Below are 26,360 nucleotides of genomic sequence, written 5' to 3' on the forward strand. Positions count from 1 at the left end.
AATGCTAGCTTATGAAGAGGTCAACAGCATCAGCAATGTATTCACGCTGCGGGTATTCGCTCTTGATCCGGCAGCAGCTTTTGGCATGGAAGTTGAATCAACCAAAGTTTATACTAGTGCGTTGGGTGAAAAAGGGCTGACACTGATTAAATAGTATCAAGAAATATACTCCAAAAGGTGTTGACTGTTTAAATGGAGCTGACTATCGATCAATTTAAACAATTACTTGAAGCTGGTCAAAAGACTTTTTCAGGGATAGAGGTAGAAGAAGGAAGTCTTCGAAAATATAATCTGAGTGGATGCATATTTGTAGAATGTAGTTTTGCCCTTGATTTTTCAAAAGCGGATTTAACAGAATCGGAATGGACAGGAACTATGTTATGTTCGGCTGTGTTTAATAGGGCAAAGAGATATAGCATACAATTCGTTGGAAATTACTATCATTCCGTGATTCTTGAAATAAAAGACTTAGAAAAAATGATATAGGCTAAATACGGGGGAGGGTTATGATGGACAGGGAAGATATTTTATTAGAACGCTTCGGGTTAGAGCCGGACCTGAAATATTTACAAGAAATTAGGTCGTTACTAATCGAAGAAACGAATGATTCTAATACAGAAGAACATGAGTATTTAAAAACGCTCTGTATCTTGCTTTTTACCTTTGGTTATCCCGAGGACACTATCCTAATTTGGAATGCTAAGAGAAAAGATTTTGATGCAGGCTGCTATATTGATGGAGAATTGCTAATGGGTGCAGGACTTAAGGAGACTATTCATTTTTTGAAAGAATTAAATACGACATTAGCTAAAGAGATAATGGAATACATAGAGCAATATGAAACAAATGATGATTACATGACTAGAGAAAAAGTAATTGATTTTTACAGCAAGTATTACAGGTTAACATAAAAGAAAGAGGTGTATGTTGGTAAGCATAAGGAAAAAACAATCATTAATAATGGCGGAATACCGGACACAGATTTCATTGAAGATGATGGAAATAGAATAAAAAGGTATTGGATAAAGAATAACTAAGTTCATTTTTCAACTTGGACAGTACAAATTCGTATATCATTTGACCATTTCCTAATAGACCGTATGATCAGCCTTAGGGCTGTGCATGCGGTCTTCTTTTTATTTCTCCAGCTTAGTCAGCAAGTAAGAATCAAGACAAGCCTAGCGTTCAATTCTGGAAAATGGCGCTGCCGACTCCACTATTTAACCAATGTCTGGAAGGCTCCCCAGAGATTTATGATCTTGTGAAATCAGTTCTTATTATTTTCAACAATTCTGATCAACAATACAGCAATATAGTCCTGATTCTATTTAATTTACTATGATACAATTCAATATAAAGCGCTATCATTTTTAATTATTGATCAATATTGCTGATTCTATTTATAGAAGGGAGATCATTATTGGTGCTATCCATCCATACCCCGACGAATGTTGCTTTGGAGGAAAATGAAGTTTATGTGCGGTCAGAAGCGGATAATTTTCAGGATGAATGGCCTATTCATACTCATAACGGTTATGAAATTCATTATTTTATACAGGGGGATGCGACCTTCTTGATCGGAGATCGAATCTATAAGCCTTCGCCTGGGGATATGTTTGTATTCAGAGGGGCGGTGCCGCACCGGATTAATCCTTCAAGAGAAATCGTGTACAAGCGAAGCTTCGTCAATTTTACAGAATTGCTGCTTTTGGACATGCTCAGCGTTAGCCAACTCGAAAATCTGATGTCTATCTTTCGCCATCCTAATGGATTGTTGGTGCATTGGTCCTTGGAGGAGCGTGAACAGATCAAAAGCATTTTCAAAGGAATCAAGGAGGAGATGGAAGCCAGAAATACAGGCTATAAAATGATGGTCAAAATGAGCCTGACTCAATTGCTGCTGCGCATTTACCGGAAAATGAAAATGGAGCAGTCCGTAAATGATCGTTCATCTCCTTCCCAGAAGCAAACAAGCGTGAGCCGGGTTCTTAACTTTTTGAACCAAAATTACACCGAAAATGTTTCTTTGGATGAGCTGTCCAAAATGCTCCATTTGAACAAATATTACATTTGCCACTCTTTTAAAGAGACGACGGGATACACAGTGAGTAATTACGTGATACGAAAACGGGTGGCCGAGGCCAAAAAGCTGCTGCTGTCTACGGATGAGCCGATTCTGTCCATATCAGAAACGCTGGGCTTCAACACACCTGAATATTTCAGCAGAGCTTTTAAACAATATGTTGGTTCCTCGCCACAGCTATTTCGAAAAAATAAAGTGCTTAACTAAAGCGAAATTCATTAATCATTTCAAAGGAGATGTTTGTATGAAACCAAAAACGAACTTCAAGCTCAGCTTTAGCCTGGTTTTAATGATGTCGCTCATTATGCTATCTGCTTGCGGCAATGCGGATACGAGCACCGGCAGTACCGGTAACACAGGAGGTGCCAAGCAGGCTACTCTGGATTTCTTGTGGTTCTCTGATGGGAATGAAGGAGAAGTGATCAAGGGGATCATCAAGGAATACGAGCAGTCCAATGCCAATGTCAAAATCAATCTGATTGAAGTCGGCTTCAAGGATCTCCAAACAAAATTGAAAACGATGATATCTGGTGGCAAGCCGCCTGCTCTGAGCCGGATTACGGATACGGGATCGTTCGCTAATCAGGCAGTGGATCTTACCCCTTATGTGGAAAGTGCCGACCAGTTCGAGGGTCAATTTATTGATTCGCTTAAGCCTTATTATGTGATTAATGACAAGCTGATCGCTGCCCCGATGGATGTAACAGCGAATGGGCTGATTTATAACAAAACCTTGTTTGATAAAGCGGGCGTTAAAGTACCGACTTCCCCAGAGGAAGTGTGGACGTGGGATGAGTATATCGCTGCGCTGAAAGAGGTAATGGACAAAGGCGGAGCAAGATATGGCATGGTCTGGGATGTTACACCGCATAGATGGTCTACGCTTCTGTATCAGAACGGCGGAAGCATGGTAACCGAAGATGGCAGCGCAGCAGCGATTAACAGCGAAGCCGGAATTCGCAGCATGGAGCTCTTTAAGCAGCTTCATAAAGACGGAATCATGCCGGAATCCGTATGGCTCGGCGGGGAAAATCCTAACAATCTGTTCCGTTCCGGGACGGTAGCTGCCCACTGGGCCGGCAACTGGATGATTAGCAATTACAAGGACATTACTGATTTTGAATGGGGAGTTACCTATATGCCGAAAGGAACACAACGTTCCTCAGTGCCAGGCGGTAAATTTCTCATGGCTTTCAAAGGCAGCGGCAATGAGCAGGAGGCAGCAGCCTTTATTAACTATTTGACGTCCAAAGAAGTGAATTCTAAATACAATCAGGAGTCTCTGTTTATGAGTCCGCGCAAGGACAGCTCTGTGCTGGATTATGAATTCGGCAAGGAAATGTATGAGGTCTTCTCGGATGAACTTAAAAATACTTCGCCGCTTGCAGCCAATGACTGGTCCAGACAGACGCTTATCTCCAAAATTTCGACGGATTTGAAAAATAATATTATTGACGTGCTATCGGATAAAGCAACTGCCCAGGAAGCAATGGACAAGACAGCCAAGCTGATTAACGAGGCTATTGCAAGCCAATAGGCAAGCCTAAGGCGGCAAATCGTATTCATAGAGGGGTGGCGGACCGGTTTCTGTCAGGCCGCCCTTTCATTTTATTCATATGGAAGGGGCAAGCAGATGAGCGGAGGTCAAAGTTTAAACCGTAAAAAGCAGACAGGACAGACGAGAAAGCTCGCCATTGCTCCTTATCTGTTCATTCTTCCCAACCTCCTGATATTTGGTGTTTTTATCGTAATTCCCTCTTTATTGGGCTTGTTTTATTCTTTCCATGTTTATGATGGCTTGAATCCAATGAAGTTCAATGGGCTCGGCAACTATATCAAGATTATTGGGGATAAGGAATTTTGGACGACGATAGGACGAACGGGGCTTTATGCAGCGATTGTTGTTCCGCTCATTTATGCAGTGGCACTAGGTATTGCTACGCTGCTTGCACGCGAGATTAAAATGCGCGGCTTGTTCAGAGCCATATTTTATTGGCCGACGATGATTTCTTTTATCATAGTAGGTTTGACCTGGAAGTGGATTTTTGGAGATTCATTTGGCATTTTGAACCACATGCTTACTCTAATCGGAGTGGAGCCAGTCGGTTTTTTAACCTCGCCATTTTGGGCCAATGCGGCTGTTATTATTGCGACTGTATGGTCACGGGCCGGCTTTTTCATGGTCATTTTCATAGCGGGCTTGCAGGCGATACCTACGGATTATTACGAGGCTGCCCGCTTGGATGGGGCAACGGGAATAAAGGTGTTCCGCCATATTACACTCCCGCTCTTGAAGCCAACGAGTTTGCTCGTATTTATGCTGTCGCTGATTGATGCGTTCAAAGCGTTCCCGCTTATGTTTGCGCTTACAGGCGGCGGGCCGGGCAAAGAAACGACCTATATTGTTCAATATATTTATGAGATTGGCTTTACGAAGCAGGAGCTTGGCTTGGCTAGTGCGATGTCTGTGATGTTATTTGTCATTATCGGCGGGTTTTCTGCCCTGCAATTCCGTATGTCCAAAGGAGGCGCTGTCTAATGGAGCTTAGGCCACTAACCAAAATCGCCATCTACAGTTTGTTAAGTGCAGCAGCATTATTTTGGCTGCTGCCAGTATTATGGGTCGTCATTTCCGCTCTAAAAACGAATAGCGATTTGTACAGTTATCCTCCCAAGCTATGGCCGCAGCCTGTAACCTTCGAGCATTTCAAGGAGGCGTTCAGCAAAGGCGATTTTGGCTTGTATTTCAAAAATAGTACGATCGTGACGCTCACTTCAACGCTGCTGCTGCTGCTGATTAATTCCATGGCAGGCTTTGCATTGGCCAAGTACCGCTTTCGCGGGAGCTCGATCATTTTGATCGGTTTTATCTCCACCCTGATGATTCCAATCGAGGTCATTATGATTCCGATCTTCAAGGTGCTGAGCGCACTTGGCATGTATAACAGCATGCTGGCGATTATTATCCCGCCTGCGGCTACCCCGACAGGGGTGTTCCTGATGCGGCAGTATTTGCTGACGGTACCGGATGAGCTGCTGGAAGCTGCACGGATGGATGGAGCAGGCGAGTGGAAAATTTACTGGAGCATTATTCTTCCCATCGCCAAGCCTATTCTTGCTGTGCTGGCGATCTTCTCCTTCATGTGGAGATGGGATGATTTCCTATGGCCGCTCATTGCAATTAGTGATCCAGCAAAATACACGATCCAGCTGGCACTGTCTAATTTTATTGGAGAATACAGCGTAGATTGGGGAAGCTTGCTTGCCATGTCCGTCATTACGATGATTCCAGTGCTTGTCGTATTTATCGTTTTCCAGCGCTATTTTGTTAGCGGCATGATTACTTCAGGTATGAAAGGATGATTAGAATGTCTGACACCATCAGTGGCGGAATTGACGCCTTGCGTTATAAGCCCATGAAATTAGGGCAAAATCAAATGATTAATCATTGGTTGATTAACGGAATTTACACACAGCCTGTTAAATTTGTTCCAACAACGATGGAGGGGGATATTAATGATTGGCTCATAGAGGGCTTTGCCATTCATGAAAATCCTTGCCGCAAGGAATTTGTAGACAATCGGAGAATGCAGCCCCCGGGTCGCTTCTTCGATCAATGGAGCAAGTTTCCAATGCCAGGGGACAGGATGCAGGGAATAGAGGGAGAGATGTCTTGGGAGCTGTATTCGCCTTGGAATAATCCGAGGGTGGAGAAATCAGGCTTTTGGTTCGTCCCGACCCATCTTCGCAGCTATGCGGCGACACGGCTTGTATCGCCTGCTAGCCATACCGCCTCGCTACGGGTGAGAACCTACGGCAGCTTGGCGCTGTGGATTAATGGACAGCTGGCGGCAGACTTTGCCCCGCTCACTCGGAACAAGGAGCAGGAAATCGTCATTGAAGCAGAGCTTGCAGCCGGAATCAATGAAATTTATGCCTGCTGGGAGGATCTTGCCGAACGGGATACGATGTATGCTTTCGCAGTGGAATATCTAGGCGGCGAGGAATTGGCTATTTCCTTGCCTATCGCTCCCGATCTGGTTCAGCTCGTGCAATCGGCAGAGCAAGCTCTTGAACAGGCCTATTTTCCTACGGATATTTTTAAAGGGGAGGAAATCAAGCTGCGGCTTCCGCTCCCCTTTCCTGACATCGTTACAGAGGCAGAGATTCAGTATGGCAATTTTTTTGATGGGACGGAAAATAAAACGATACGCATAGCTGAGGGTGAAGCTGATCTGACCTTGGCACATACGAATGAGATCGGCCATCATTACGTTTATTTCACTCTAACCATTTCAGTCTCTAACGTTGTACTTACGAAGAAGTTCGGTTGTCAATCCTATGATACAACCTATGATGAGGCTGCGCAGAATGCTGCAGATATAGAAGCTCGCAAATCCCTAGCCCTTCGTTGTATGGCCGAGAAGGGGAGTCCAAATATACACAAGGCGATCGCCATGCTGAAAACAGGAGGCGATTTCCAGGCAGTAGAGAAGATTTTGCTGGATGGCGTGGAAGGGATAGAACAACGGAAGGATTGCAGCGACTTCTACCTGGTCGGACTATTCCGTCTTTGGAGAGATGAGCGAAATAGCGGTTTGTTTACCGAAGCGTTCTGGAATCGGGTGAAAGCAAGCATTTTGGGCTATCGCTATTGGATTGATGAGCCGGGCGATGATGTGATGTGGTTTTTCAGTGAAAACCATGCCCTATTGTTTCATACCAATGAGCTGCTGGCGGGCCAGCTGTTCGGGGAGGAAACGTTCGGCAACAGCGGGGAATCCGGTACAGTACACCGCCAAAAAGCAGAGCAGAGGCTTGCGTTATGGTTTGAGCGCTTTTTTGACGAAGGACTGGCAGAATGGAATTCCAGCGCCTATATTCCGATTGATGCGGTAGGGCTGCTGCATATTTATGAATTTGCCCATAGTGACCAGCTCCGGGAGCAAGCGAAACAGGCTATGGACCTCTTATTCTATTATATTACCGTCCAAATGCATCAAGGAGTCATGACTACGACCTTCGGCCGCAGCTATGAGAAGGAATTGTTGGGCCATTATGCAGCGGGAACGACCTCCATGTGCTGGATTGGATACGGAGTCGGCAATGTAAACAATTATTCCATTAGCAATGTCGCCCTGTGTTTATCGGATTATATGCCTCCGGCAGCGTATCAAGAGCATTTGCTCCTTGGGGACAAACAGCAATTGGTGTTTACCAATCAGCAGGGCAAGGGCGGTTATGCCAAGCTCTATCACTATCGCACTGCGGAGTACACCTTATCCTCCATTATTCGGTTTCGTCCAGGCAAACAAGGCTATCAGGAGCATGTCAATCATTTATCATTGTCTCCTGAGGCGCAAATTTGGGTGAATCATCCGGCAGAAATCTATAAGCATGGAGACGGCAGGCCTTGTTTTTGGGCAGGAAATGGCATATTGCCCGACGTCGTTCAGCATGAGAGCATAGCGCTCATGATTTTTGACATTCCGACTAATCAAAGCTCAGATTGGACACATGCTTATTTTCCTTCCTATTCCTTTACGGAATGGACAAGGGAGGGGAACTGGCATTTTGCCCGTCTGGATAAAGGATATGCAGCCATATATGCGGCTAATGGGGCAGCTATGGAGACAGCTGGAGTGACGAAAGAGCGTGAGCTCATCTCGCACGGCTTGCGCAACGCCTGGATAATAAGGGCAGGCAGCGAGCAGCAGTTCGGGAGCTTCAGCCATTTCAAAAACCAAATGTTAGCTGCAAGCCCGCAATTCGACAGCCAAACCTTGTCGTTTACTCTAGCAGACCCGATATATGGTCAAATTCAATGGGGAATGAATAAGCCTTTCCTTATAGATGGGGAGGAAATTATGCACGGCGGTTATGGAGTTAGTGGACAATTGCAGCTGCTGGACATGGGGAACTGAGCCTGGGGCAACAAAGCAAAGGAGCGAATACGAATATGCTGAACAGAACGATGCTGCTGGAGAAAATAAGCAAGGTATCCCATGCGATGGAGTCCATGGAAAATACAGCAATGGATGAGCAATTTCCGATTGGCCTAATTGATATTCATTTATGGGAATGGCCGCAAGGTGTCGGTCTATATGGCTTGCTTCAGCTTTATGAGGCAACGAAGGATGCCAAGGTGCTGGAATTTCTGGAGTCCTGGTACAATGCCAGGCTGATGGAAGGATTGCCAGAAAAAAATGTGAATACATGCGCCCCGCTCCTTACGCTGATTTCGCTCTGTGAGATTACCGGGAACAAGGAATATGAACGTGTCTGTGAGGAATGGAGCGGCTGGATTATGGAAGGGCTGCTGCGCACGGGAGATGGCGCGTTTCAGCATATGATAACGGGAGATGCCAATGACGGCCAAATTTTAATAGATACCCTTTTTATGACGGTTCTATTTTTGGCGAAGGCAGGGGTTTACTTTAACAAGCCTGAGTTTGTGGAAGAAGCTAAACGACAGTTTCTTGTGCATATCAAATATTTGTATAATAAGAAAACCGGATTATTCTATCACGGTTGGGATTTTAACGAAAATCATAATTATGGTGCTGTCCATTGGGGCAGAGGCAATGCGTGGTACACGGCGGGAGTTATTGATTTCCTTAATATTGTGCCGCTAGAAGAAGGGCTGAAAGCCTATTTGCTGGATACGGCGACTGCTCAAATTAGAGCTCTGAGCAAGCTTCAGGAAGCGGATGGCATGTGGCATACTGTGCTGGATGACCCTGACTCTTACAAAGAAACCTCGGCTACAGCAGCATTTGGCTACGGCATTCTTAAGGGAATTCGGTATGGCTACGTGGATGAAGCCTATCGTCAGACAGGCTTGAAGGCGCTTGAAGCTGTATTGCGGCACATTGATGAAAAAGGAATCGTACAGCAGGTGTCCTACGGAACTCCTGTCGGCCAGAATGCCCAGTTCTATAAGGACATTCCACTTAGCCCGATGGGCTACGGACAGGCGCTCGCCTTGTTCATCCTGATAGAGGGCTTGAACGCTACTGATGCCGAATAATAGCAAGGCTTCTTGTGGGGAGGATATGGGAATGAAAGTTCCTGTATCCTCCCCTTTTATGTGATTTTATAGTAATATTATTCCAAGTCGTGTGGTGTAATTCAGACGGGGGAATAGCAATGAAACCAAATCATAATAAGGCATCTTCCTATATTGGAATAGCAGGAATAGTTCTAGTGATTATTTTTGTAGTGTTTATATACGCTCCTGACTTAGGATATATAAATGATAATACATTTTTTTATATAAATTTTTTGTTACTAATAATCATTTTTTTGTGGAGTTTAGTTTCTCTTGTTAGTTTAGTTAGAACAAGCGTTAAGTTGAGAATATTACAAGCGAACTATGAAGATAAAGAAATTAATGAGGATTACTTCATCTACAACACAAAGCTGCTTAGAACAGGGATACGAATGAATACCATATTTTTAATAATGGTGGTAATAGGAATCTTTTTTATCGTAAAGCTCTTTATACAAGTCGCAAGCTCAACATGATAAAAGTTAATAAGCAGGGTGCTGCTGCATATTTTAAGCATTTTGAGGAAGTCGAAGGAACCATTTAACGCTGTAATTACTCTGTGGGCTGACGTTCTGTGGCTGGGAAAAGAAGAGAAGCAAGGGATCAGAATCAGCGGACGTGGCATCGACTAATCGCTTCGCGGCTAATCTCTACCGTTGAATTAAGTCGATTAGATATCATGAATACGAAAGCGTTAGATGACAGAGCGAGAAGTCTTATTTTGGAGGAACTCAATGGAGGTATTTATTAAAGAGAATGGTACAGCTCATGAGGATTTAATCTTAAGCTTTAAAGAAATGGACTTATTAGTCATTTCTGATACCTATTATTTTGAGATAGAGGATACGATACAACCTGAAAGGGATAGTTCCTGTAAGATAGCTGCATCGTTAAAAAGTCTATTATCATACTGGATTGAAAACATAATTAACCTCGGTAGTAAAGAAGAACGCTACTTACCAATTGACTTCTCAGATCAATATACAGGATGTTTTAAAATCAGAAAAGTTAGTACTCAGCAAATAGAAATTTCTTATGGTTATTCTTTAAGGGAGGGATGGAGCGTCTGTCCATCAGATCCCAAAGAATATGCTATATCAATCCATGATTATAAAGAAACCTCAAGTAAATTATTAATAGGACAGGATGAATTAATAGAGCAAATAGTACGATCTCAAGAACGGTTGTAAGTAGTTAATCGTATCCACGGCAGCCCATCGAGCTTAAGGTGGTATAGCACCCAAAATACAGGAACGTTTTCTGAAAGGTACGAAAGGCAGGTTGAAAATAAATGAGGAAAGAATTTAATTCGACGATCATTGAATTGATAAATGGGGACATTACAAAATCTGAAGTAGATTGTATTGTCAATGCTGCAAACACTAGTTTGCTGGGCGGTGGGGGCGTAGATGGTGCCATTCACCGTGCTGGTGGAAGTGAAATACTTGAACAATGCAAACAAATAAGAGCCAGACAAGGCGGTTGTGCTGTAGGAGAAGCCGTTATAACGACGGCTGGTAAGTTGAGTGCGAAATATGTCATACATACTGTAGGGCCGGTATGGAATGACGGAAAAAATAATGAGGAAGAAAAACTACAGAATTGCTACATAAATACTTTAGAACTTGCATGTAAGCATAATATAAGAAGCATAGCTTTTCCTAACATAAGTACTGGGATATATCGATTTCCCAAAAACGTTGCAGCTCAAATTGCGCTGAAGTCAGTCAAAAATTATGTTGAACTGCATTCAGCTATAGATAAAATACAGTTCGTTTGTTTTGATGAAGAAAACTATCAGATTTATCAGGAGATGCTTGAAGAATTGTGTAAGTAGGTTCAAGAAGACGGATACTTCGTGTATACAGTTATATTAGGCAAAATTACTGGAGCTTATTAGTGAAATTATTATATAATCTTTTTTTCAATCCAAGGAGAACAATCTGATGGAATACGTTTACTTACTGCAACATAGTTACGAAATTGATGAATTTGACGAAACAAAAATAATCGGAATTTACTTTTAAAAGGCTAATGGAGAAGGTGCAATTGAGAATTTTAAAAGTCTAAATAAGAAAATTAGAAGTGAGTGAAAGCATGGAAGATAGATATGTTACTTGCAGAAGCATAGGTAATTACGGCCACGCAATAAGCAAAGGAAAAACCTATAAAATTATAAATGAAGATGAGGAAAAGTATAGAGTAAAAGGAAACCATGGAAGAGCAGTATGGATTGCGAAACCGTATTTTATCGAAGGTATGGCTTCAATTCCATTATTAGAAAGCTGGAAATTTGATGATGAGATTAATGATTTTGATTTAGTGGAAGTTACGCTTACTTTTACTGATGGAAGCAAACGATGGTGTCTTGTAACAACTCCACAAAAGCTAGTAAAACATTTTTGCCGTGATAATCTTGATCCGCCAGGCTTTAATATACAACATTTAATCATTAACAAGAAATTAGATATAATTGACGTTGACAAGATTTTGAAACATTTGGATGAACAAGATGGATTAATAATTGCCAGTAAACCCTTGTGTGAGAGCTGATTTTAAAAAAGCAAAGGCATCGCATAGTATCGTATTCAAGCTGCGGATTTTGGAGTTTGGTTTAATGGATAAAGGAGAGGTGTACTGGATGAAAGCATATATACAGGCAAACAAGAACGGAGAGTTCTATAATGTGAATGCTTTTATTGCTAACGAAGGTTTTACGTCATTAGGATGGGAGACCATTAAGTTTAGTGATATAGCAGAAATCAAAGAAAATAATCCTGAAGATTTAGTAGTTGGCGGAATTGGTAACGTGAGAAAGCGTCTTGAGTTTTTAGGTGTAGAAAGGAATCAAGGAGAAATCGATTATCCGACTTCCTTGTCTCGTTATTTTGGCCGAAAAATATGGACGACAACTACTCAGGAGCTTTTTGAAAATAAACAGAACTGGAATGTTTTTATAAAGCCAAAAGACATGACAAAAAAATTTGCGGGAACCGTTGTAAGAGAATATAAAGATTTTATCGGATTAGTTGAAGAAAATGTGGATACGACTATCTGGTGTTCGGAAGTTGTTGATTTTGCAACAGAATGGCGTTGTTTTATACGTTACGGACAAATACTTGATATTAGATATTATAAAGGTGCTTGGGATTCAAAATTGGATTTAAATATTATAAAAAATGCGGTTTCGGATTTTATTGATGCGCCAGCCGCATATGGTATGGATTTTGGCATTGATCAAGAAGGGAATATGAAGCTGGTAGAAATAAACGATGGGCATTCGCTGGGGAGTTATGGCATCAGTCCTCTGAACTATGCGAAATTTCTCTCTGCCAGATGGTCAGAATTAACGGGGACAACAGATTATTTAAGAAGCTTATAGGTTAGGGGGAAAGGAGAGAGAGGTAAAGCTGTGAATATATATGGGCATATTAAACATGCTACAGAAGAGTTAGAACCCGTATTTTCCGAGAAAAATAAGATCGATAATGATGCGATTATCACTGCGATCAGAAGCTCATGGATTTATATTCACAAATATATTAAAAACATAAATCCTACGTGGACAAACCCTTTTAATAATAGACTCAATTGCATAAAAGCATTGGAAATAATGATTACGAAAGATATGTTAACGGACACGTCACGGGCTTATGAAAGGCTTAAAAATGAACGAATCGTTAAGAGTTATATGACGATTTATATGGGACTCATGCAATCATTATTAGTTTTTAATAAGCCATTTGAAGAATCCTGTGATAGATGTCAAGGAGCCCTGTATTACTATACTAACTTAACAGAGAATATTCTAATTAAAGAATGTAACACTTGTTCAGCTTGGTATGATAGTCATACGGGCGAGAATCTTCAAGGAAACAGAGCAAGCATATTACGACCAACAACAAAATTCGAATTAATATATGCAAAATTATATAATCCATAAATTCATTTTTTCAGGGGGCTAAATATGTTCAAATCAATTATAGATCAGGATTCCTACCTTTCATTTTTAGAAAATCGACATGCTGAACAATTGTTTGAGTTAATTGATAATAGTCGAGACAGCATTAGCGAATGGCTTGATTTTCCCAATCATACACACGAGATAAATGATACAAGGAAATTTATTGAACGAACATTAAGTTCATTTGCAGCTAATAACGGCTACTGGGTTGGAATTTGGCACAAAGGAAAACTCGCAGGATCAATTGGTTATTTATATTTTGATTGGCATAGCAAGAAGACGGAAATCGGATATTGGTTATCGCAAGATTTTGAAGGGTTAGGTTTAGCTACTAAGGCGTGTTCGTTATTTATGAAGCATGCTTTTGAAGAGCTTAAATTAAACAAAGTAGAAATTTGCATGGCTACCAGCAATATTAGGAGCAGAGCCGTTCCAGAGCGTCTAGGGTTTAAGGAAGAAGGAACCGTTCGATGCTTCGAATTTTTAAACGGCAAATATTTAGATCGAGTAACTTATGGAATGATTGGGGAAGAGTGGAGTGGAAGTACCAAAGACTAAAAAGTTTGTGAGTGCAAGAGCGTTAAGGAAAGGCACATATAACATTCTAAAAACAGATGGGCTGATAATTTATGTCTAATGAAGAAAATAAAATTCCAGATCATCATAGCCCCCTCCGGCATATATTAGGCGAAGCACATGGAATTCCACATCAATCTATTGACTCACTAGAAACGGCTAAAAATTATGAAAATGCATACCTAGTAATGGAAGGTGATTATGGAGGAGAAATATATTTAGTATGCCCTGTAAAAATAATAAGGTGCAGCTCGCAAACGCTTAGCAGGCTTTTAGAAGATATAGATCGATTATATTGGGAAGATGAAGATGGAAGAGGTATCTATTTTGAACTTTTTAATATCGGTGATATAGTTTCTGGCGGTATGGGAGGGGGAGTAGCGACTAATAGGCTTTGGGTGCATGAAGAATTACTTAGTATAGAAAATGAAATTTCTAAAGTCATATATGGAAAGAAAATAAGAATAACTGGTAAGAGGAAATAGAAAAGTATTATTTCATCAATTACTTCATATCTAACAAGGCTTATTAGAGAAGGACAAACGCTATTTTTCAACCTGCTGCACAGCCCGACGCTTAAATCCGTCATAGCATGCAGCAGGTCATCTACCGTAAGAGCTTACGCTCATCCTTCAAAATTAAATAATATTTTTATCCATCGCCTTGACGATCAAGGTTGCGAACAAGCTGTTCGACCAGGCGAACCATTCGCGGGAAAAGTCTGCCGGATTATCCGGGTGGAAGCCCTCGTGCATAAAGCCTGTATCTGCATCCGTATCGATCAGCACCTGAATCAGTTCTTTAATTTCCTCTTCATTATCGGAGGTCAGAGCCTGCATCGAGAGAGCCATATGCCATACATAGCCGCCAGGAGTATGGGGACTGCCTATGCCTTTGGCATGCTTGCCTTCAAAATAAAACGGATTGTCGAAGCTGAGGGCAAAGCGGCGCGTATTTTGATAAACAGGATCGTCCGTGCCTACATAACCGATATAAGGGATGGAAATCAGTCCCGGTGTCCCCGCGTCATCCATCAGGCAATAATTGCCGAAGCCATCCGTTTCATACGCGTAGATAGAACCATGAGTGGGGTGGTTCACGATACCGTAATGGCGGATGCCAAAATCGATCTCTCTGCGCAGTTTTTCCGCCCGCTCTGCCAGACGCTCATCCTTATAAATCTCGGTTGCAATTTCGATAATATGGCCCAGCACAACGACAGCGAACATATTCGAAGGGATGTTATAGGCAAACACATTGGCATCATCGCTTGGGCGAAAGCCCGACCAGGTCATTCCCGTGTAATTAGCAGGCATTCCACGCCCTTCGTTCGGCAGCGTTTCGGTTTCTTGCTTGGTCTGCCTGATGAAATGATAGTTGGAACGCTCATGATGGCGCTGCTCGGTGATCATGACTTCAACGATAGAGGTGAGGGCCTGATAGCATTCATTGGTGAAAATGTCGGTTTGTCCAGCTTCCTTCCAATAGGAGTACATCAACTGAACGGGAAAACAAAGCGAGTCCAGCTCGTATTTGCGCTCCCACATCCATGGATTTAAATTACAGTCGTCGCTGTCGCGATAATGGCGATCGTTAGCTGTTTCATTAAAAGCATTGGTGTACGGATCAATATTGATATAGAAGATTTGTCTGGCAATCAGCCCGCCGATGATGCGCTGCAGCTGCTCGTCGTTTTTGGCAAACGGAATATAGTGGCGTACCTGCTCAGTAGAATCGCGCAGCCACATGGCCGGGATGTCGCCGGTGAATACGAATGTCGTACCGTCATCCAATAGTTTGGTTGTCGTTTCCAAGGTGTTAGGGAACGTATTACGGAATAATTGCTGCAGCTTAGGATGATGGGCCAGACGCTTGTCGGCTTCCTCCAGAAAAGCTGTAATCGATTTTGGCAGTGTCATTTTATTGTCCTCCTGAAAGTTGGTCATGTCCGAGCTCGACTTACCCAACAGGATGGCATATGGCCGCCAGAACGGCAATATGTATCATTTGCAGCATAGAAATCCGGTTCAAAAACAACACAAAAGCGCTTACAGCCCTTTGTTGCAAGCGTGTTAAATTTGCTTTTGTACAGTGGTCAAACCCAGTAGTAGTGCGGGTTTGGCCTTTTTTGCGCGCTTGCTTCAAATACGACATATATTATCCTGCCCAGGCCGCCGCCTATAATTTGTAGCAGAGCGGTACAGGAACAGGAAAGGGGCATCAGTAAATGAACGGTAAAGCACAGCAGGCTATACGGCCGCCTTCACTGCGACCATCAAGCGGGATCGCCAAGCGAATGAAGCAAAACTGGGAGTTGTACTTATTTATATTTCCCGCGTTTGTTTATTTTGCGGTATTCCACTATGCACCGATGTACGGAATTCAAATTGCCTTCAAAAATTTTATTCCGTCCAAAGGTATTTTCGGCAGTGAGTGGGTCGGCTTTCAGCATTTTGAACGTTTCTTTAATTCGCATTATTTTTGGGATTTGCTCTGGAATACGCTCAGTATCAGTTTCTATGAGCTGGCCATCGGATTTCCGCTGCCAATCATTTTGGCATTGGCGTTCAATGAAATCCGCAACGGCTATTTCAAGAAAAGTGTGCAAACGATTACTTACGCGCCACATTTTATATCTATCGTAGTCATGACCGGGATGATTATTTCATTTCTATCCCCGACGAGCGGCATGCTTATCCGCGGACTTGAGGCACTTGGCATCGATGCGCCGCAGTTTCTAAATGATCCTGCTTGGTTTAAGACGGTCTATGTCATTTCCGGCGTCTGGCAAAATACAGGCTGGGGAACGATCATTTATTTGGCGGCGCTGTCAGCAGTTGATCCGCAGCTACATGAAGCGGCCATTGTCGATGGAGCAAGCCGGTTCAAAAGGCTGCTGCACATTAACCTGCCAACCATTATCCCGACCATTACGATTTTGCTGATATTGAATACCGGCAATATTTTGGGCGTTGGCTACGAGAAAATTTTATTGCTGCAAAACTCATTGAATCTGGAAAGCTCGGATGTCATTTCGACCTTCGTTTATCGGTCAGGTCTCGTAAGCGCACAATACAGCTTCTCCACTGCCGTAGGGTTGTTCAATTCAATTGTGAATGCCCTCATGCTGATTACAGTGAACCAAATTGCCAAACGTACGAGTGCAACAAGCTTATGGTAAAGGAAAGGAGAGGTTTAAAATGGTGAAGTCAATGAGGGAATCCACCTCGGACAGGCTGTTTCTGGCAGCAAACTATATTTATTTGGCCCTTGCGCTCATTGTTGTGCTGTATCCGCTTATCTATATCGTCAGCGCTTCCATCAGTACGCCAAAGTTCGTTAATTCGGGGGAAATGTGGCTGCTGCCTAAAGGTCTGACGCTGGATGGCTATAAGCTTGTTTTTTCGAATCCAAAAATATGGAACGGCTATGGCAACACCATTGTCTATACGGTAGTCGGGACATTGCTGAACTTGGCAATTACATTGCCGGCAGCCTATGCCCTGAGCCGCTCCGACTTTGTTGGCCGCAACTTTTTTATGGCGATGTTTCTCATTACGATGTTTTTTAATGGCGGCTTAATTCCGCTCTATCTGACAGTCAAAAATCTGGGGCTGATCAATTCAATGGGGGCGTTGATTTTGCCTGTTGCCGCCTCCGTATGGAATATCATTGTCGCCAGAACCTTCTTCCACTCCACGATTCCGAAGGAGCTGCAGGAGGCTGCGCATATGGATGGCTGTACCAATCTGCGGCTGTTTTTCCAAATCGTGCTGCCGCTGTCCGCTCCGATAATTGCCGTTATGGCCTTGTTCTATGGCGTCGGTCACTGGAACAGCTATTTTCCGGCGCTTATTTATCTGAATGACGAAATGAAATATCCTCTGCAAATGGTGCTGCGCCAAATACTGGTGCTGCAGGAGATGTCGGCGGAAACGACCGGAGCAGCCATCAGCGGCGATATTGCCCAGGCAATGAACAACAAAGCTGAAATTGCCTCCTTGGTCAAATATTCCGTTATTATCGTTTCGACTTTGCCGGTTGTCGCTTTGTATCCGTTTTTGCAGCGCTATTTCGTTCAAGGGGTCATGATTGGCTCCGTCAAAGGTTAGGATCTCCGTCACATTTCATCACAGGATGGTAATAGATGCATGCGGGTAGCGGCATGATGTGTAGGAGGCCAGCTATTTCGCAATCATTTGTTATAGCGTTATGATTATAAAAAAGGGAGGATTTACGATGCAGAAGATGAAGAGAGGCGCGTCGGTGCTGCTATCTGCCGCTCTGGCGGCAGGCTTGCTGGCAGGCTGCGGAACATCGAATGAGAAGCAGCAGACAGAGGTTGAAACAGAGGTAGCCAAGGAAGGATTTCCAATTGTAAACGAGCAGATTTCGCTAACGCTGACAGCGCCTGATGTCGGTATTCAGAATTGGAAGGATATGGCCGTGCTTCAGGAGATGGAGAAGCTCACGAACATTAAGATGGAATTTAACAATGCGCCGAAGGAAAGCTTCGATACGAAGAAAAACCTTATTTTCTCCAGCGGCGAATATCCAGATGTGTTTTATGCTGCGGGGCTTACTCCTGCCGAGCAGATGAATTACGGCGAGCAGGAAATTTTGGTTCCGCTTGAGGACTTGATTGAAAACTATGCTCCCAACTTCAAAAAAGTGCTGGAGGATTATCCAGAGGTGCGCAAGTCCATTACAGCTCCAGACGGTCATATTTACTCCATGCCGGTTATCGAGTTCAATCAGCCATGGTACCGCAATCCGCTATGGTACAACGGCGATTTTCTGAAAGCGCTCGGCTATGATAAATTGCCGGAAACAACAGAGGAGCTGTATACGTTCCTCAAACGCGTAAAGGAAGAGGACCCGAACAAAAACGGAAAAGCCGACGAGGTGCCATTGTCCTCTGTCAATCTGCGCGATATTCGCACCTGGCTGCTTGGCGCCTATGGCATTTATGAGGAAGAAATTTTTGTAGACGACAGCGATGTCGTTCATTACACGCCGATTGAGGATGGCTATAAGGAGTATCTAATCTTCCTGAATCGTCTGTGGGCGGAGGATTTGCTTGATCATGAGACGTTCTCGCAGACGGCGGAGCAGAAAAAAGCAAAAGCCCAAAATAATCAGGTCGCGCTGTTCTCTGATTGGCATGCCTATATGACTTTGGGCGGCGAACCGAGCACGGAAGACCCGATGTTCCTGCCAGTCAAGAGCGATATGGTGGACAAGGCAGTCATTGCCAAGAGCAAGGGTGTAACGACAGGAGCTTTTGCCATTTCCAAAACGAATGCTCACCCTGAAGCTTCCATGCGCTGGGTGGACTACATTTATAGCTATGATGGCGCATTGATGTTCAATAAAGGGCCAGAGGGCGTTTTGTGGGAGTATACCGATCGCGACAAGCTGATCAAGAAATATTTGCCGGTTCCGGGCGGCGGAGACCGTGAAGATTACCGGGCAACGCTGACGCCAAACTACGGCATTCCAGCGCCGACCATTTCGATTCCAGAAATTCAGCTGGGGTTGACTACGGAATTTGATGAGTGGGTAGCGAACGAATCCAAGACCAAGCTATTGGACAATGGCTCGCGAATTCCATACCCGACGCTGTTCCTGACAGCAGAGGAACAGGCGGAGGTAACGACGCTGACCTCGGATTTGACAACGTATGTACGCCAAATGGAGGCGAAGTTTATTACGGGCGCCGATACGTTCGACAATTGGGACAAATACATCGCCACTGTAACCAAAATGGGCGGCGATCGCATGAGCCAAATCTATCAGGGCGCTTATGACAGATGGAAGCAAAGCTAAAGCTAGCATTTAATTGCCATTCCATGGGGAACTAGGTTACTAGATAAAAAGCCATTCAAGAGGAATTGCTCCCGCCGGCTGCGGCTTTATCCGCAGCCGGCGGATAGCATGAAATCCGATGGTTAGGAGAGGTGTGCTTTCAGGTGGACAAAGACAACAGGCAGGCTGAAGCGGGGAGGAAAGCACAGAACCTGCTAGCTCGCATGACGATCCCCGAAAAAATCGGCCAATTGATACAGCCCTTTGGCTGGAAATGTTATGAGAAGCAAGAGGATGGAAGCATTCGTCTGACGGACGAGTTCAAGGAGCAGCTGCGGCAAGGAGCGGTTGGTTCGCTGTACGGCGTGCTGCGGGCAGATCCATGGACAGAAGTAACACTTGCCACAGGACTGTCTCCCGAGCAGGGGGCTAGGGCAATCAATGAAATTCAGGAATATGCGATGCAGCATTCCCGCCTCGGAATTCCGGTATTGTTCGGCGAGGAATGCTCGCATGGACATATGGCGATTGGAGCAACGGTATTCCCTGTACCCATTCTGCTTGGATGCTCATGGAATATAGAGCTGTACAAGGAGATGTGCCGTGCAGTTGCTGTGGAAACCCGCAGTCAGGGAGGTGCCGTTACCTACTCTCCGGTGCTTGATGTTGTCCGCGACCCGCGTTGGGGCCGGACAGAGGAATGCTTTGGCGAGGACCCTTATCTGATAGCCGAGTTTGCAGTTGCGGCAGTTGAAGGCTTGCAGGGCGAGGATCTTGCTGACGAGAACAGCCTGCTTGCAACGCTCAAGCATTTTGCAGGTTATGGCAGCACTGAAGGCGGGCGCAATGCGCAGCCGGCGCATATGGGGCTGCGCGAGCTGCATGAGGTGGATTTGCTGCCTTTCCGCAAGGCGGTTGAAGCCGGAGCGCGCTCTATTATGACGGCCTACAACGAGATTGACGGCATTCCATGCACCAGCAGTCCTTATCTGCTGAACGAGGTGCTGCGGCAGGAGTGGGGATTTGACGGCTTCGTCATTACCGATTGCGGTGCGCTGGGGATGCTTGTGAACGGACATAATGTTGCGGCAAGCGGCGAGGAAGCGGTTAAGCTGGCGCTGGAGTCTGGAACGGACATGGAGATGTCTGGGGAAATGTTCAATAAACATTTGCTGAGTGCCATCGAGCAGGGGCTATTGAACGAGGAGACGCTGGACAAAGCGGTTCTGCGAGTGCTGAGCTTAAAGTTTGAGCTGGGATTGTTTGATCGCCCTACGGTTGATCCAGTAAAGGCGTCGCAGGTCATTGGCAGTCTGGAGCATAAGCAGCTGGCTCGCAAAATAGCGGCTGAAGGCATCGTACTGCTGAAAAATGAACGGCAAACGTTGCCGCTGAATAAAAATATCGGCAAGGTTGCGGTAATTGGCCCCAATGCCAATGCTCCATATAATCAGTTGGGGGATTATACGTCTCCCCAGGAGGAAGGCCAAATAGCGACCCTTCTGGACGGTGTGCGGGCTGCGCTGGGTGGAGATAGGGAACGCGTTCTATATGCGCCCGGCTGCCGCATCAAGGAAGAGGCGCGGGAAGGCTTTGCAACGGCTATTGATTGTGCGCGGCAGGCTGATACGATTATTGTTGCGATTGGAGGCTCAAGCGCGAGGGACTTTGGCGAGGGAACCATCGATCTGGTAACGGGAGCGGCTGTTGTAACTGACAATGCTCAAAGCGAAATGGAATGCGGAGAAGGCATCGACAGAATGACGCTGAACCTGCTCGGCTCACAGCTGGAGCTGGTGAAGGAATTGCGCAAGCTGGACAAGCCGCTTATCGTCGTTTATATAAATGGCCGTCCGATTGTCGAGCCGTGGATTGTCGAGCATGCCGATGCCATTGTTGAGGCCTGGTATCCGGGACAAGAGGGCGGGCATGCTCTCGCGGATATTTTGTTTGGGGATGTGAATCCGTCCGGCAAGCTGACAGTGAGCATTCCTAGGCATGTGGGGCAATTGCCCGTCTATTATTACAAGCGCCGTACACGGGGCAAACGTTATTTGGAAATGGATTTTGAAGCGCAATATCCTTTTGGCTATGGTCTTAGCTATACAAGCTTTGAATATTCACAGCTGCGGATCGAGGATGCAGGTGCAGACGAAGAAGGCTATGCCGCGGCTGTAGTGGACGTGCGCAACAGCGGACAAATGGCGGGGCAAGAGGTTGTGCAGTTATATATTACAGATCATGCCGCCTCGGTTACGCGCCCCCAAAAACTGCTCAAGGGCTTCCGCAAAATTTGGCTGGAACCGGGAGAAAGCAAGCAGGTACGCTTCGTTATTGGACGCGAACAGCTGGAATTTGTCGGCCAGCAATTGCAGCGAGTAGTCGAGGCTGGCGATTTTACGATTATGATCGGGTCAAGCAGCCAGCATTATCTGGAGGCGCCGCTGCGCGTCAGCTCGGAGGCGAGATGATTACGAAACCAGTCCATCGTTTTGTCCGCTGGCTGGAGCAGCGGCAATGGCTAGAGCGCATTCAGCTGACCCATTGGGAGTTGCAAAAGCTGCGCTATATTGCCCCTGGCGTCTATGAGCCTATTTCGGAAGGCTGGGCTTTGACTGAGCTTGCCCAGCTCAATGAGGGGCACGGCACAACCTATATGCTGCGCAAACAGGCTGTCTTGCCAGAGAGCTGGGAGGCGGGAGAAGCCGTCCTTCTGTATGATGGAGGCGGCGAAGGCCTGCTGCGACTGGGCGGATCGCCCTATCACGGTCTGGATAACAACCATTGGTTTGTGCCGCTGCCGAAGACTTATCAACCAGGCGTAGAGCTGGATATGGAGATTGAGCTGTATGATCCAATTCCCGAGCCCGTAGATCCGCTTAACGGGCAATCCAAACAAAAGCCGCCGATCAGCGGGGTTTCGATTACGCTGGCACGGATCAATTGGCCGGTATATCACCTGCTGCATACGGTGCGCATAGTTCAGGAGGCAGCTGCGCTGCTGCCGGATGGGAATGTGCAACGTTCACGGCTTGTCGAGGCATTGGAGGCAGCTATTGCCTGTCTGTATGAGCCGGGAGGCGATTCTTTCATTAATCTGTCTGCTTGTCGGGAGACGGAGGCAAGGCTGAGAAAGGTTTTGGAGGAGACGCAGCAAGCGGGCGGCAATAGCGGCATAATGCATATGGTCGGCCAATCGCATATCGATATTGCCTGGTTATGGCCAATCAAGGAAACCGTTCGCAAGGCCAGCCGCACCTTCTCCACCATCTGCGCGCTAATGAATCAATATCCGGACTTTAATTACTCGCAAAGCCAGCCAATACTGTATGCGTTCGTAAAGCAGAACTATCCGGAGCTGTATGAAAACATCAAGGCACGGATTGCCGAAGGACGTTGGGAGCTTGTTGGCGGCATGTGGGTGGAGCCGGATTTGAATATCCCAAGCGGCGAGTCGCTGGTTCGCCAAATTTTGATCGGCCAAAGGTTTTATGAGGAGGAGTTCGGCCAGCGCTCCGCAATTGAGTGGCTTCCCGATACCTTCGGCTACTGCGCATCGCTTCCACAGCTGCTTAAGCAGGCAGGAGTCGACTATTTTATGACGAGCAAGCTGGGGTGGAATGATACGAATGAATTCCCGCATACGCTGTTCAACTGGGTTGGCATTGACGGCACCGGCATTGTCGCCTATCAAAATCATGGTTTGAACGAGCATACTCGTCCACAAGAGGTTCAGGAGCATTGGCAGGCCTTTAAAGAGAAGGAGAGGCACGACGAGCTAATGCTGCTGTATGGGCACGGCGACGGTGGCGGCGGAGTTACGCATGAAATGCTGGAGTACATCGAGCGCTCCGCCTATATCCCCGGACAGCCGCAGGCGAAATATTCGACAGCGCGGCAGTTTTTTGACCGCATAGGCAGCAGCGGTGTCAAGCTGCCCGACTGGCATGGCGACTTGTATTTGGAGCTGCACCGGGGTACCTACACGACACATGCCAAGAACAAGCGAAGCAACCGTCAGGCCGAGCAGCTTTATCGCGCTGCGGAAGTGTGGCTAAGCCTCTCTGGCATGCTGGACCCGCAGCACCAAAGCCAAGCTGGGAAGCGGCTGGAGGAAGGCTGGAAGCTGCTGCTGCTTAATCAATTTCATGATATTATTCCGGGCACCTCCATCCCAGAGGTGTACGAAACGTCGGCCAAGCAGTATGAGGAGATTATGAGGCTCGGCAATGAAGCCCTGGAGGAAGCGATGGGGATGCTGGCCGGCCGAATGCAAACGGAAAGCGATGGGGCGGCCTATGTTGCTTTCAATAGCCTGGGCTGGGCCCGGGATGGAATGGCGTACATTCCGCTCCAGCCGGGAATGCAGCAGATGGCGGCTTATGATGCGAATGGCGAGCTGCCCTGCCGAGTAGAAGCTCCGCTGGAGCCGGGAGAAGCCGGGCAGCTTGCTGTGCAAACGGGCATGATTCCTGCATTCGGCTGCAAAACGTTCTGGCTGCGCCCGGTGAAGGGCGCTCCCCAGGCTGTACGGTCTGATTTGGAACCATGCATCGCTGGGCACAACGATGAGCGGTCTGGTCAATCCGATAATTCTTCAGCAGGCAGCACTGGCATCGGCGTATTTGAAACCGATTATTATACGATTGAACTGGATGCGGAAGGGCTTATCAGCCGCTTGTACGACAAGCCTTGCGATCGCGAGCTGCTGCAGGCAGGAAGGCTCGGCAACGAATTACAGCTATTCCATGATACGCCGCTGCTGTGGGATGCGTGGGACATTGCTCCAGATTATGAGAGCAAGCGCGCAAATGAGCAGCAGTTATTGGGCTGGCGCAAACTAGAGCATAACACTAACCGTATCGTAATTGAGCTGAATTGGCAGCTGAGCCAGTCGCGTATCAGGCAGCAGATGATAATTCCAATTCATGACCGCTGCATCGAGTTCCGTACTTATGTCGATTGGCAGGAAAATCATAAGCTGCTCAAGGTTGCCTTCCCGCTTGGGATCGTAAGCGGCAAAGCGGCTTATGAAATTCCATTTGGGGCATTGGAGCGCACGACCCATCACAACAACAGCTGGGAGCAGGCGCAATATGAAGTATGCGGACATCGCTGGGCAGATTTGTCCGAGCATGGGTATGGCGTAAGCTTATTGAATGATTGCAAGTACGGCTATGACATCAAGGACGCCGTTCTGCGGCTGTCGCTGCTGCGTGCGCCGAGCTGGCCGGACGCGGGAGCCGATCGGGGCGAGCATGTGTTCACTTATGCGCTGTATCCTCATGAAGGCAGCTGGCAGCAGGCGCAAACGGTTCGTGTAGCAGCAGGGCTCAATGAGCCGTTGCGGGCGATTAAGGCAGATTCCACTTGCAATACTGCCTTCGCTTCCCATCCCGCTACCGATGCAGTCAATAAAAGCTTGGGCTTTGAGCATTCCTGGATTGACTTGGCAAGCGATCAGGTTATTCTGGATACGGTGAAGCCTGCGCAGGACGGATCAGGCATCGTGCTGCGGATGTATGAAGCAGCGGGCGGGCGCTCAAAAGCGGTCATTCGTTTATCCGCGAGGCTGCTCGCTTCCGGTGAGCGGTTTGCCGTCACAGAAGTCAATATTCTGGAGGATCACCTGGCGGATTTGACTATGAGCGGCGACAAGCTCCAGCTCAGCTTCCAACCTTTTGAGATCAAAACGATTAAAATAACAACATCATTATGACTTGGCGTCCTCCCGGAAAGCGGTATTGCATCAATACGGCCAGAAGGGAGAGCGCCTTGGCAGGAGGAGAATGAACATGCAAATTACGAGGCATCCGAACAACCCCATCGTTGTGCCGGGAGGATATGACTGGCGAAAGGTAACGGTTTTTAATCCGGCTGTCATTATTGATAACGATAAATTTTATATGATCGAAAGAACGGCGGAGTCGCTTACGCCATGCAAAAACTTTTTGGGCTTGCTGGAGAGCGAGGATGGCGTAAACTTTACCCATGTGAAGGATGAGCCGATTGTAACGCCGGATATGCTTGGTTTTCCTTATGGCAGCGTACAGGACCCGCGTCTGGTCAAAATTGACGGCACCTTCTATCTGAACTATGCGCTTCGCCCGTGCGCGATGAGCTATTACCCGACCGGTGCCGGCGTGCCTGCCAGATCCATTCCCGAGTATCCGGACGGATGGGGAGAGCAGGAGGGCCACTGGCTGACTCGCTCATCCATTCTCAAATCGCAAAATTTGCTGGATTGGGAGTTTGTATCCGATACGACGCCGCTGGATATTAACGATCGCGACAATATTTTGTTCCCGGAGAAAATTAATGGCAAGTTCGTGCTGCTTCGCCGCCCGGAAGAATATGTAGGCGAGCAGTACGGGACAGAAAAAGCGGCCATGTGGATTACCTATTCCGAGGATCTCATCCATTGGGAGGAGCCAAAGCTGCTCATTAAAGGGGAAAATCCGGAGTGGGAATCCCGCAAAATCGGCGGCTCCACGCCTCCAATCAAGACCGACAAAGGCTGGCTAGTGCTGTATCATGGCGTGGACGAGGAGATCGTTTACCGCGTTGGCGCAGTGCTGCTCGATCTGGAAAACCCGGAGAAGGTAATCGCGCGCACCCGCCATTTTATTATGGAGCCGGAAGCTTATTATGAGAAGTTTGGCTTTCAAATTCCTAACGTCATTTTCCCGACAGGCAATGTCGTCAAAGACGGGCTATTATATATTTATTATGGCGTAACCGACACGGCGATTGCACTGGCCACAGTGCCGCTGGATGACTTGGTAGAATATATTCTAAACGAGCCGGCGCAATAACAGAGGTAGTAGGGGCAAGTGATCCGGCTTCAGCCATTCACTTGCCCCTGGCCTGTTTGGGCG

Annotated in this window: 25 protein-coding genes; 24 read left to right on the forward strand and 1 reads right to left on the reverse strand. The window is 46.2% G+C overall.

The genetic code is table 11. The features are described 5' to 3' along the window. Nucleotide 1 precedes the first annotated feature (1 nt). The 18 genes from BBD42_RS31810 (at nt 2) to BBD42_RS16500 (ending at nt 14,159) form a co-directional block, all read left to right on the forward strand. Entirely contained in the window at nt 2-154 is a 153-nt protein-coding gene (locus BBD42_RS31810) for a hypothetical protein (protein WP_172455521.1), read from the forward strand. A 38-nt stretch (nt 155-192) separates the two neighbouring features. Continuing rightward, nucleotides 193-486: a pentapeptide repeat-containing protein gene (locus BBD42_RS16420; protein ID WP_099519025.1), complete on the forward strand. Its 294-nt coding sequence runs from the start codon at nt 193-195 to the stop codon at nt 484-486. A 20-nt stretch (nt 487-506) separates the two neighbouring features. Continuing rightward, complete coding sequence (locus BBD42_RS16425; RefSeq protein ID WP_150131559.1) at nt 507-911, forward strand: hypothetical protein; 405 nt, start codon at nt 507-509, stop codon at nt 909-911. 512 nt (nt 912-1,423) lie between these two features. Beyond that, nucleotides 1,424-2,290 (forward strand): AraC family transcriptional regulator, encoded by an 867-nt coding sequence (locus BBD42_RS16435; RefSeq protein ID WP_099521639.1) that lies wholly within the window; start codon nt 1,424-1,426, stop codon nt 2,288-2,290. A 37-nt stretch (nt 2,291-2,327) separates the two neighbouring features. Next, the gene (locus BBD42_RS16440) at nt 2,328-3,620 is read left to right on the forward strand and encodes an ABC transporter substrate-binding protein (RefSeq protein ID WP_099519027.1); all 1,293 of its coding nucleotides are present in this window, start codon (nt 2,328-2,330) and stop codon (nt 3,618-3,620) included. Nucleotides 3,621-3,716: 96 nt separating this feature from the next. Beyond that, entirely contained in the window at nt 3,717-4,622 is a 906-nt protein-coding gene (locus BBD42_RS16445) for a carbohydrate ABC transporter permease (RefSeq protein WP_099519028.1), read from the forward strand. Then, on the forward strand, nt 4,622-5,446 hold the full coding sequence (locus BBD42_RS16450) for a carbohydrate ABC transporter permease (protein WP_099519029.1): 825 nt from the start codon (nt 4,622-4,624) through the stop codon (nt 5,444-5,446). The genes BBD42_RS16445 and BBD42_RS16450 overlap by 1 nt, the downstream gene beginning before the upstream one ends. A 5-nt stretch (nt 5,447-5,451) precedes the next feature. Further along, entirely contained in the window at nt 5,452-8,007 is a 2,556-nt protein-coding gene (locus BBD42_RS16455; protein ID WP_099519030.1) for a hypothetical protein, read from the forward strand. Between the two features lie 35 nt (nt 8,008-8,042). Next, entirely contained in the window at nt 8,043-9,113 is a 1,071-nt protein-coding gene (gene bglB / locus BBD42_RS16460; protein WP_099519031.1) for a beta-galactosidase BglB, read from the forward strand. A 119-nt stretch (nt 9,114-9,232) separates the two neighbouring features. Next, nucleotides 9,233-9,610, forward strand: a complete 378-nt coding sequence (locus BBD42_RS16465; protein ID WP_099519032.1) for a hypothetical protein — start codon at nt 9,233-9,235, stop codon at nt 9,608-9,610. A 258-nt stretch (nt 9,611-9,868) separates the two neighbouring features. Continuing rightward, nucleotides 9,869-10,324 (forward strand): hypothetical protein, encoded by a 456-nt coding sequence (locus tag BBD42_RS16470; protein ID WP_099519033.1) that lies wholly within the window; start codon nt 9,869-9,871, stop codon nt 10,322-10,324. Between the two features lie 101 nt (nt 10,325-10,425). After that, the gene (locus BBD42_RS16475; RefSeq protein WP_099519034.1) at nt 10,426-10,971 is read left to right on the forward strand and encodes an O-acetyl-ADP-ribose deacetylase; all 546 of its coding nucleotides are present in this window, start codon (nt 10,426-10,428) and stop codon (nt 10,969-10,971) included. A 109-nt stretch (nt 10,972-11,080) separates the two neighbouring features. Next, a complete protein-coding gene (locus tag BBD42_RS32865; RefSeq protein ID WP_481855977.1) occupies nt 11,081-11,161 on the forward strand; it encodes a DUF7336 domain-containing protein in 81 nt (26 codons plus the stop codon). 70 nt (nt 11,162-11,231) lie between these two features. Continuing rightward, a complete protein-coding gene (locus tag BBD42_RS16480; protein ID WP_099519035.1) occupies nt 11,232-11,687 on the forward strand; it encodes a hypothetical protein in 456 nt (151 codons plus the stop codon). Between the two features lie 64 nt (nt 11,688-11,751). Further along, nucleotides 11,752-12,516 carry an ATP-grasp domain-containing protein gene (locus BBD42_RS16485; protein WP_237163120.1) on the forward strand — a complete coding sequence of 255 codons (765 nt, stop codon included), beginning with the start codon at nt 11,752-11,754 and terminating at the stop codon, nt 12,514-12,516. A 30-nt stretch (nt 12,517-12,546) separates the two neighbouring features. Then, nucleotides 12,547-13,077 carry a hypothetical protein gene (locus BBD42_RS16490; protein WP_099519036.1) on the forward strand — a complete coding sequence of 177 codons (531 nt, stop codon included), beginning with the start codon at nt 12,547-12,549 and terminating at the stop codon, nt 13,075-13,077. Nucleotides 13,078-13,101: 24 nt separating this feature from the next. After that, nucleotides 13,102-13,656, forward strand: a complete 555-nt coding sequence (locus tag BBD42_RS16495) for a GNAT family N-acetyltransferase (protein WP_099519037.1) — start codon at nt 13,102-13,104, stop codon at nt 13,654-13,656. Between the two features lie 71 nt (nt 13,657-13,727). Further along, nucleotides 13,728-14,159: a hypothetical protein gene (locus BBD42_RS16500; RefSeq protein WP_099519038.1), complete on the forward strand. Its 432-nt coding sequence runs from the start codon at nt 13,728-13,730 to the stop codon at nt 14,157-14,159. Between the two features lie 153 nt (nt 14,160-14,312). On the opposite strand, the gene BBD42_RS16505 is transcribed toward BBD42_RS16500, so the two are convergent. Continuing rightward, nucleotides 14,313-15,593, reverse strand: coding sequence for a glycoside hydrolase family 125 protein (locus BBD42_RS16505; protein ID WP_172455522.1), 1,281 nt, complete (start codon nt 15,591-15,593; stop codon nt 14,313-14,315). A 308-nt stretch (nt 15,594-15,901) separates the two neighbouring features. Between BBD42_RS16505 and BBD42_RS16510 the strand changes: the two genes are divergently transcribed. From BBD42_RS16510 to BBD42_RS16535, 6 genes are all read left to right on the forward strand, one after another. After that, entirely contained in the window at nt 15,902-16,855 is a 954-nt protein-coding gene (locus BBD42_RS16510) for an ABC transporter permease (RefSeq protein ID WP_099519040.1), read from the forward strand. 19 nt (nt 16,856-16,874) lie between these two features. Then, nucleotides 16,875-17,786 (forward strand): carbohydrate ABC transporter permease, encoded by a 912-nt coding sequence (locus tag BBD42_RS16515; protein WP_099519041.1) that lies wholly within the window; start codon nt 16,875-16,877, stop codon nt 17,784-17,786. Between the two features lie 127 nt (nt 17,787-17,913). Further along, nucleotides 17,914-19,503, forward strand: coding sequence for an extracellular solute-binding protein (locus BBD42_RS16520; RefSeq protein WP_099521641.1), 1,590 nt, complete (start codon nt 17,914-17,916; stop codon nt 19,501-19,503). Between the two features lie 203 nt (nt 19,504-19,706). After that, nucleotides 19,707-21,953, forward strand: coding sequence for a glycoside hydrolase family 3 N-terminal domain-containing protein (locus BBD42_RS16525; RefSeq protein WP_099521642.1), 2,247 nt, complete (start codon nt 19,707-19,709; stop codon nt 21,951-21,953). Continuing rightward, nucleotides 21,950-25,201 (forward strand): alpha-mannosidase, encoded by a 3,252-nt coding sequence (locus tag BBD42_RS16530; RefSeq protein ID WP_099519042.1) that lies wholly within the window; start codon nt 21,950-21,952, stop codon nt 25,199-25,201. The genes BBD42_RS16525 and BBD42_RS16530 overlap by 4 nt, the downstream gene beginning before the upstream one ends. A 76-nt stretch (nt 25,202-25,277) precedes the next feature. Beyond that, nucleotides 25,278-26,297, forward strand: a complete 1,020-nt coding sequence (locus BBD42_RS16535; RefSeq protein WP_099519043.1) for a glycoside hydrolase family 130 protein — start codon at nt 25,278-25,280, stop codon at nt 26,295-26,297. The last annotated feature ends 63 nt before the right edge of the window (nt 26,298-26,360 follow it).

Source organism: Paenibacillus sp. BIHB 4019 (assembly GCF_002741035.1).
Taxonomy (GTDB): domain Bacteria; phylum Bacillota; class Bacilli; order Paenibacillales; family Paenibacillaceae; genus Pristimantibacillus.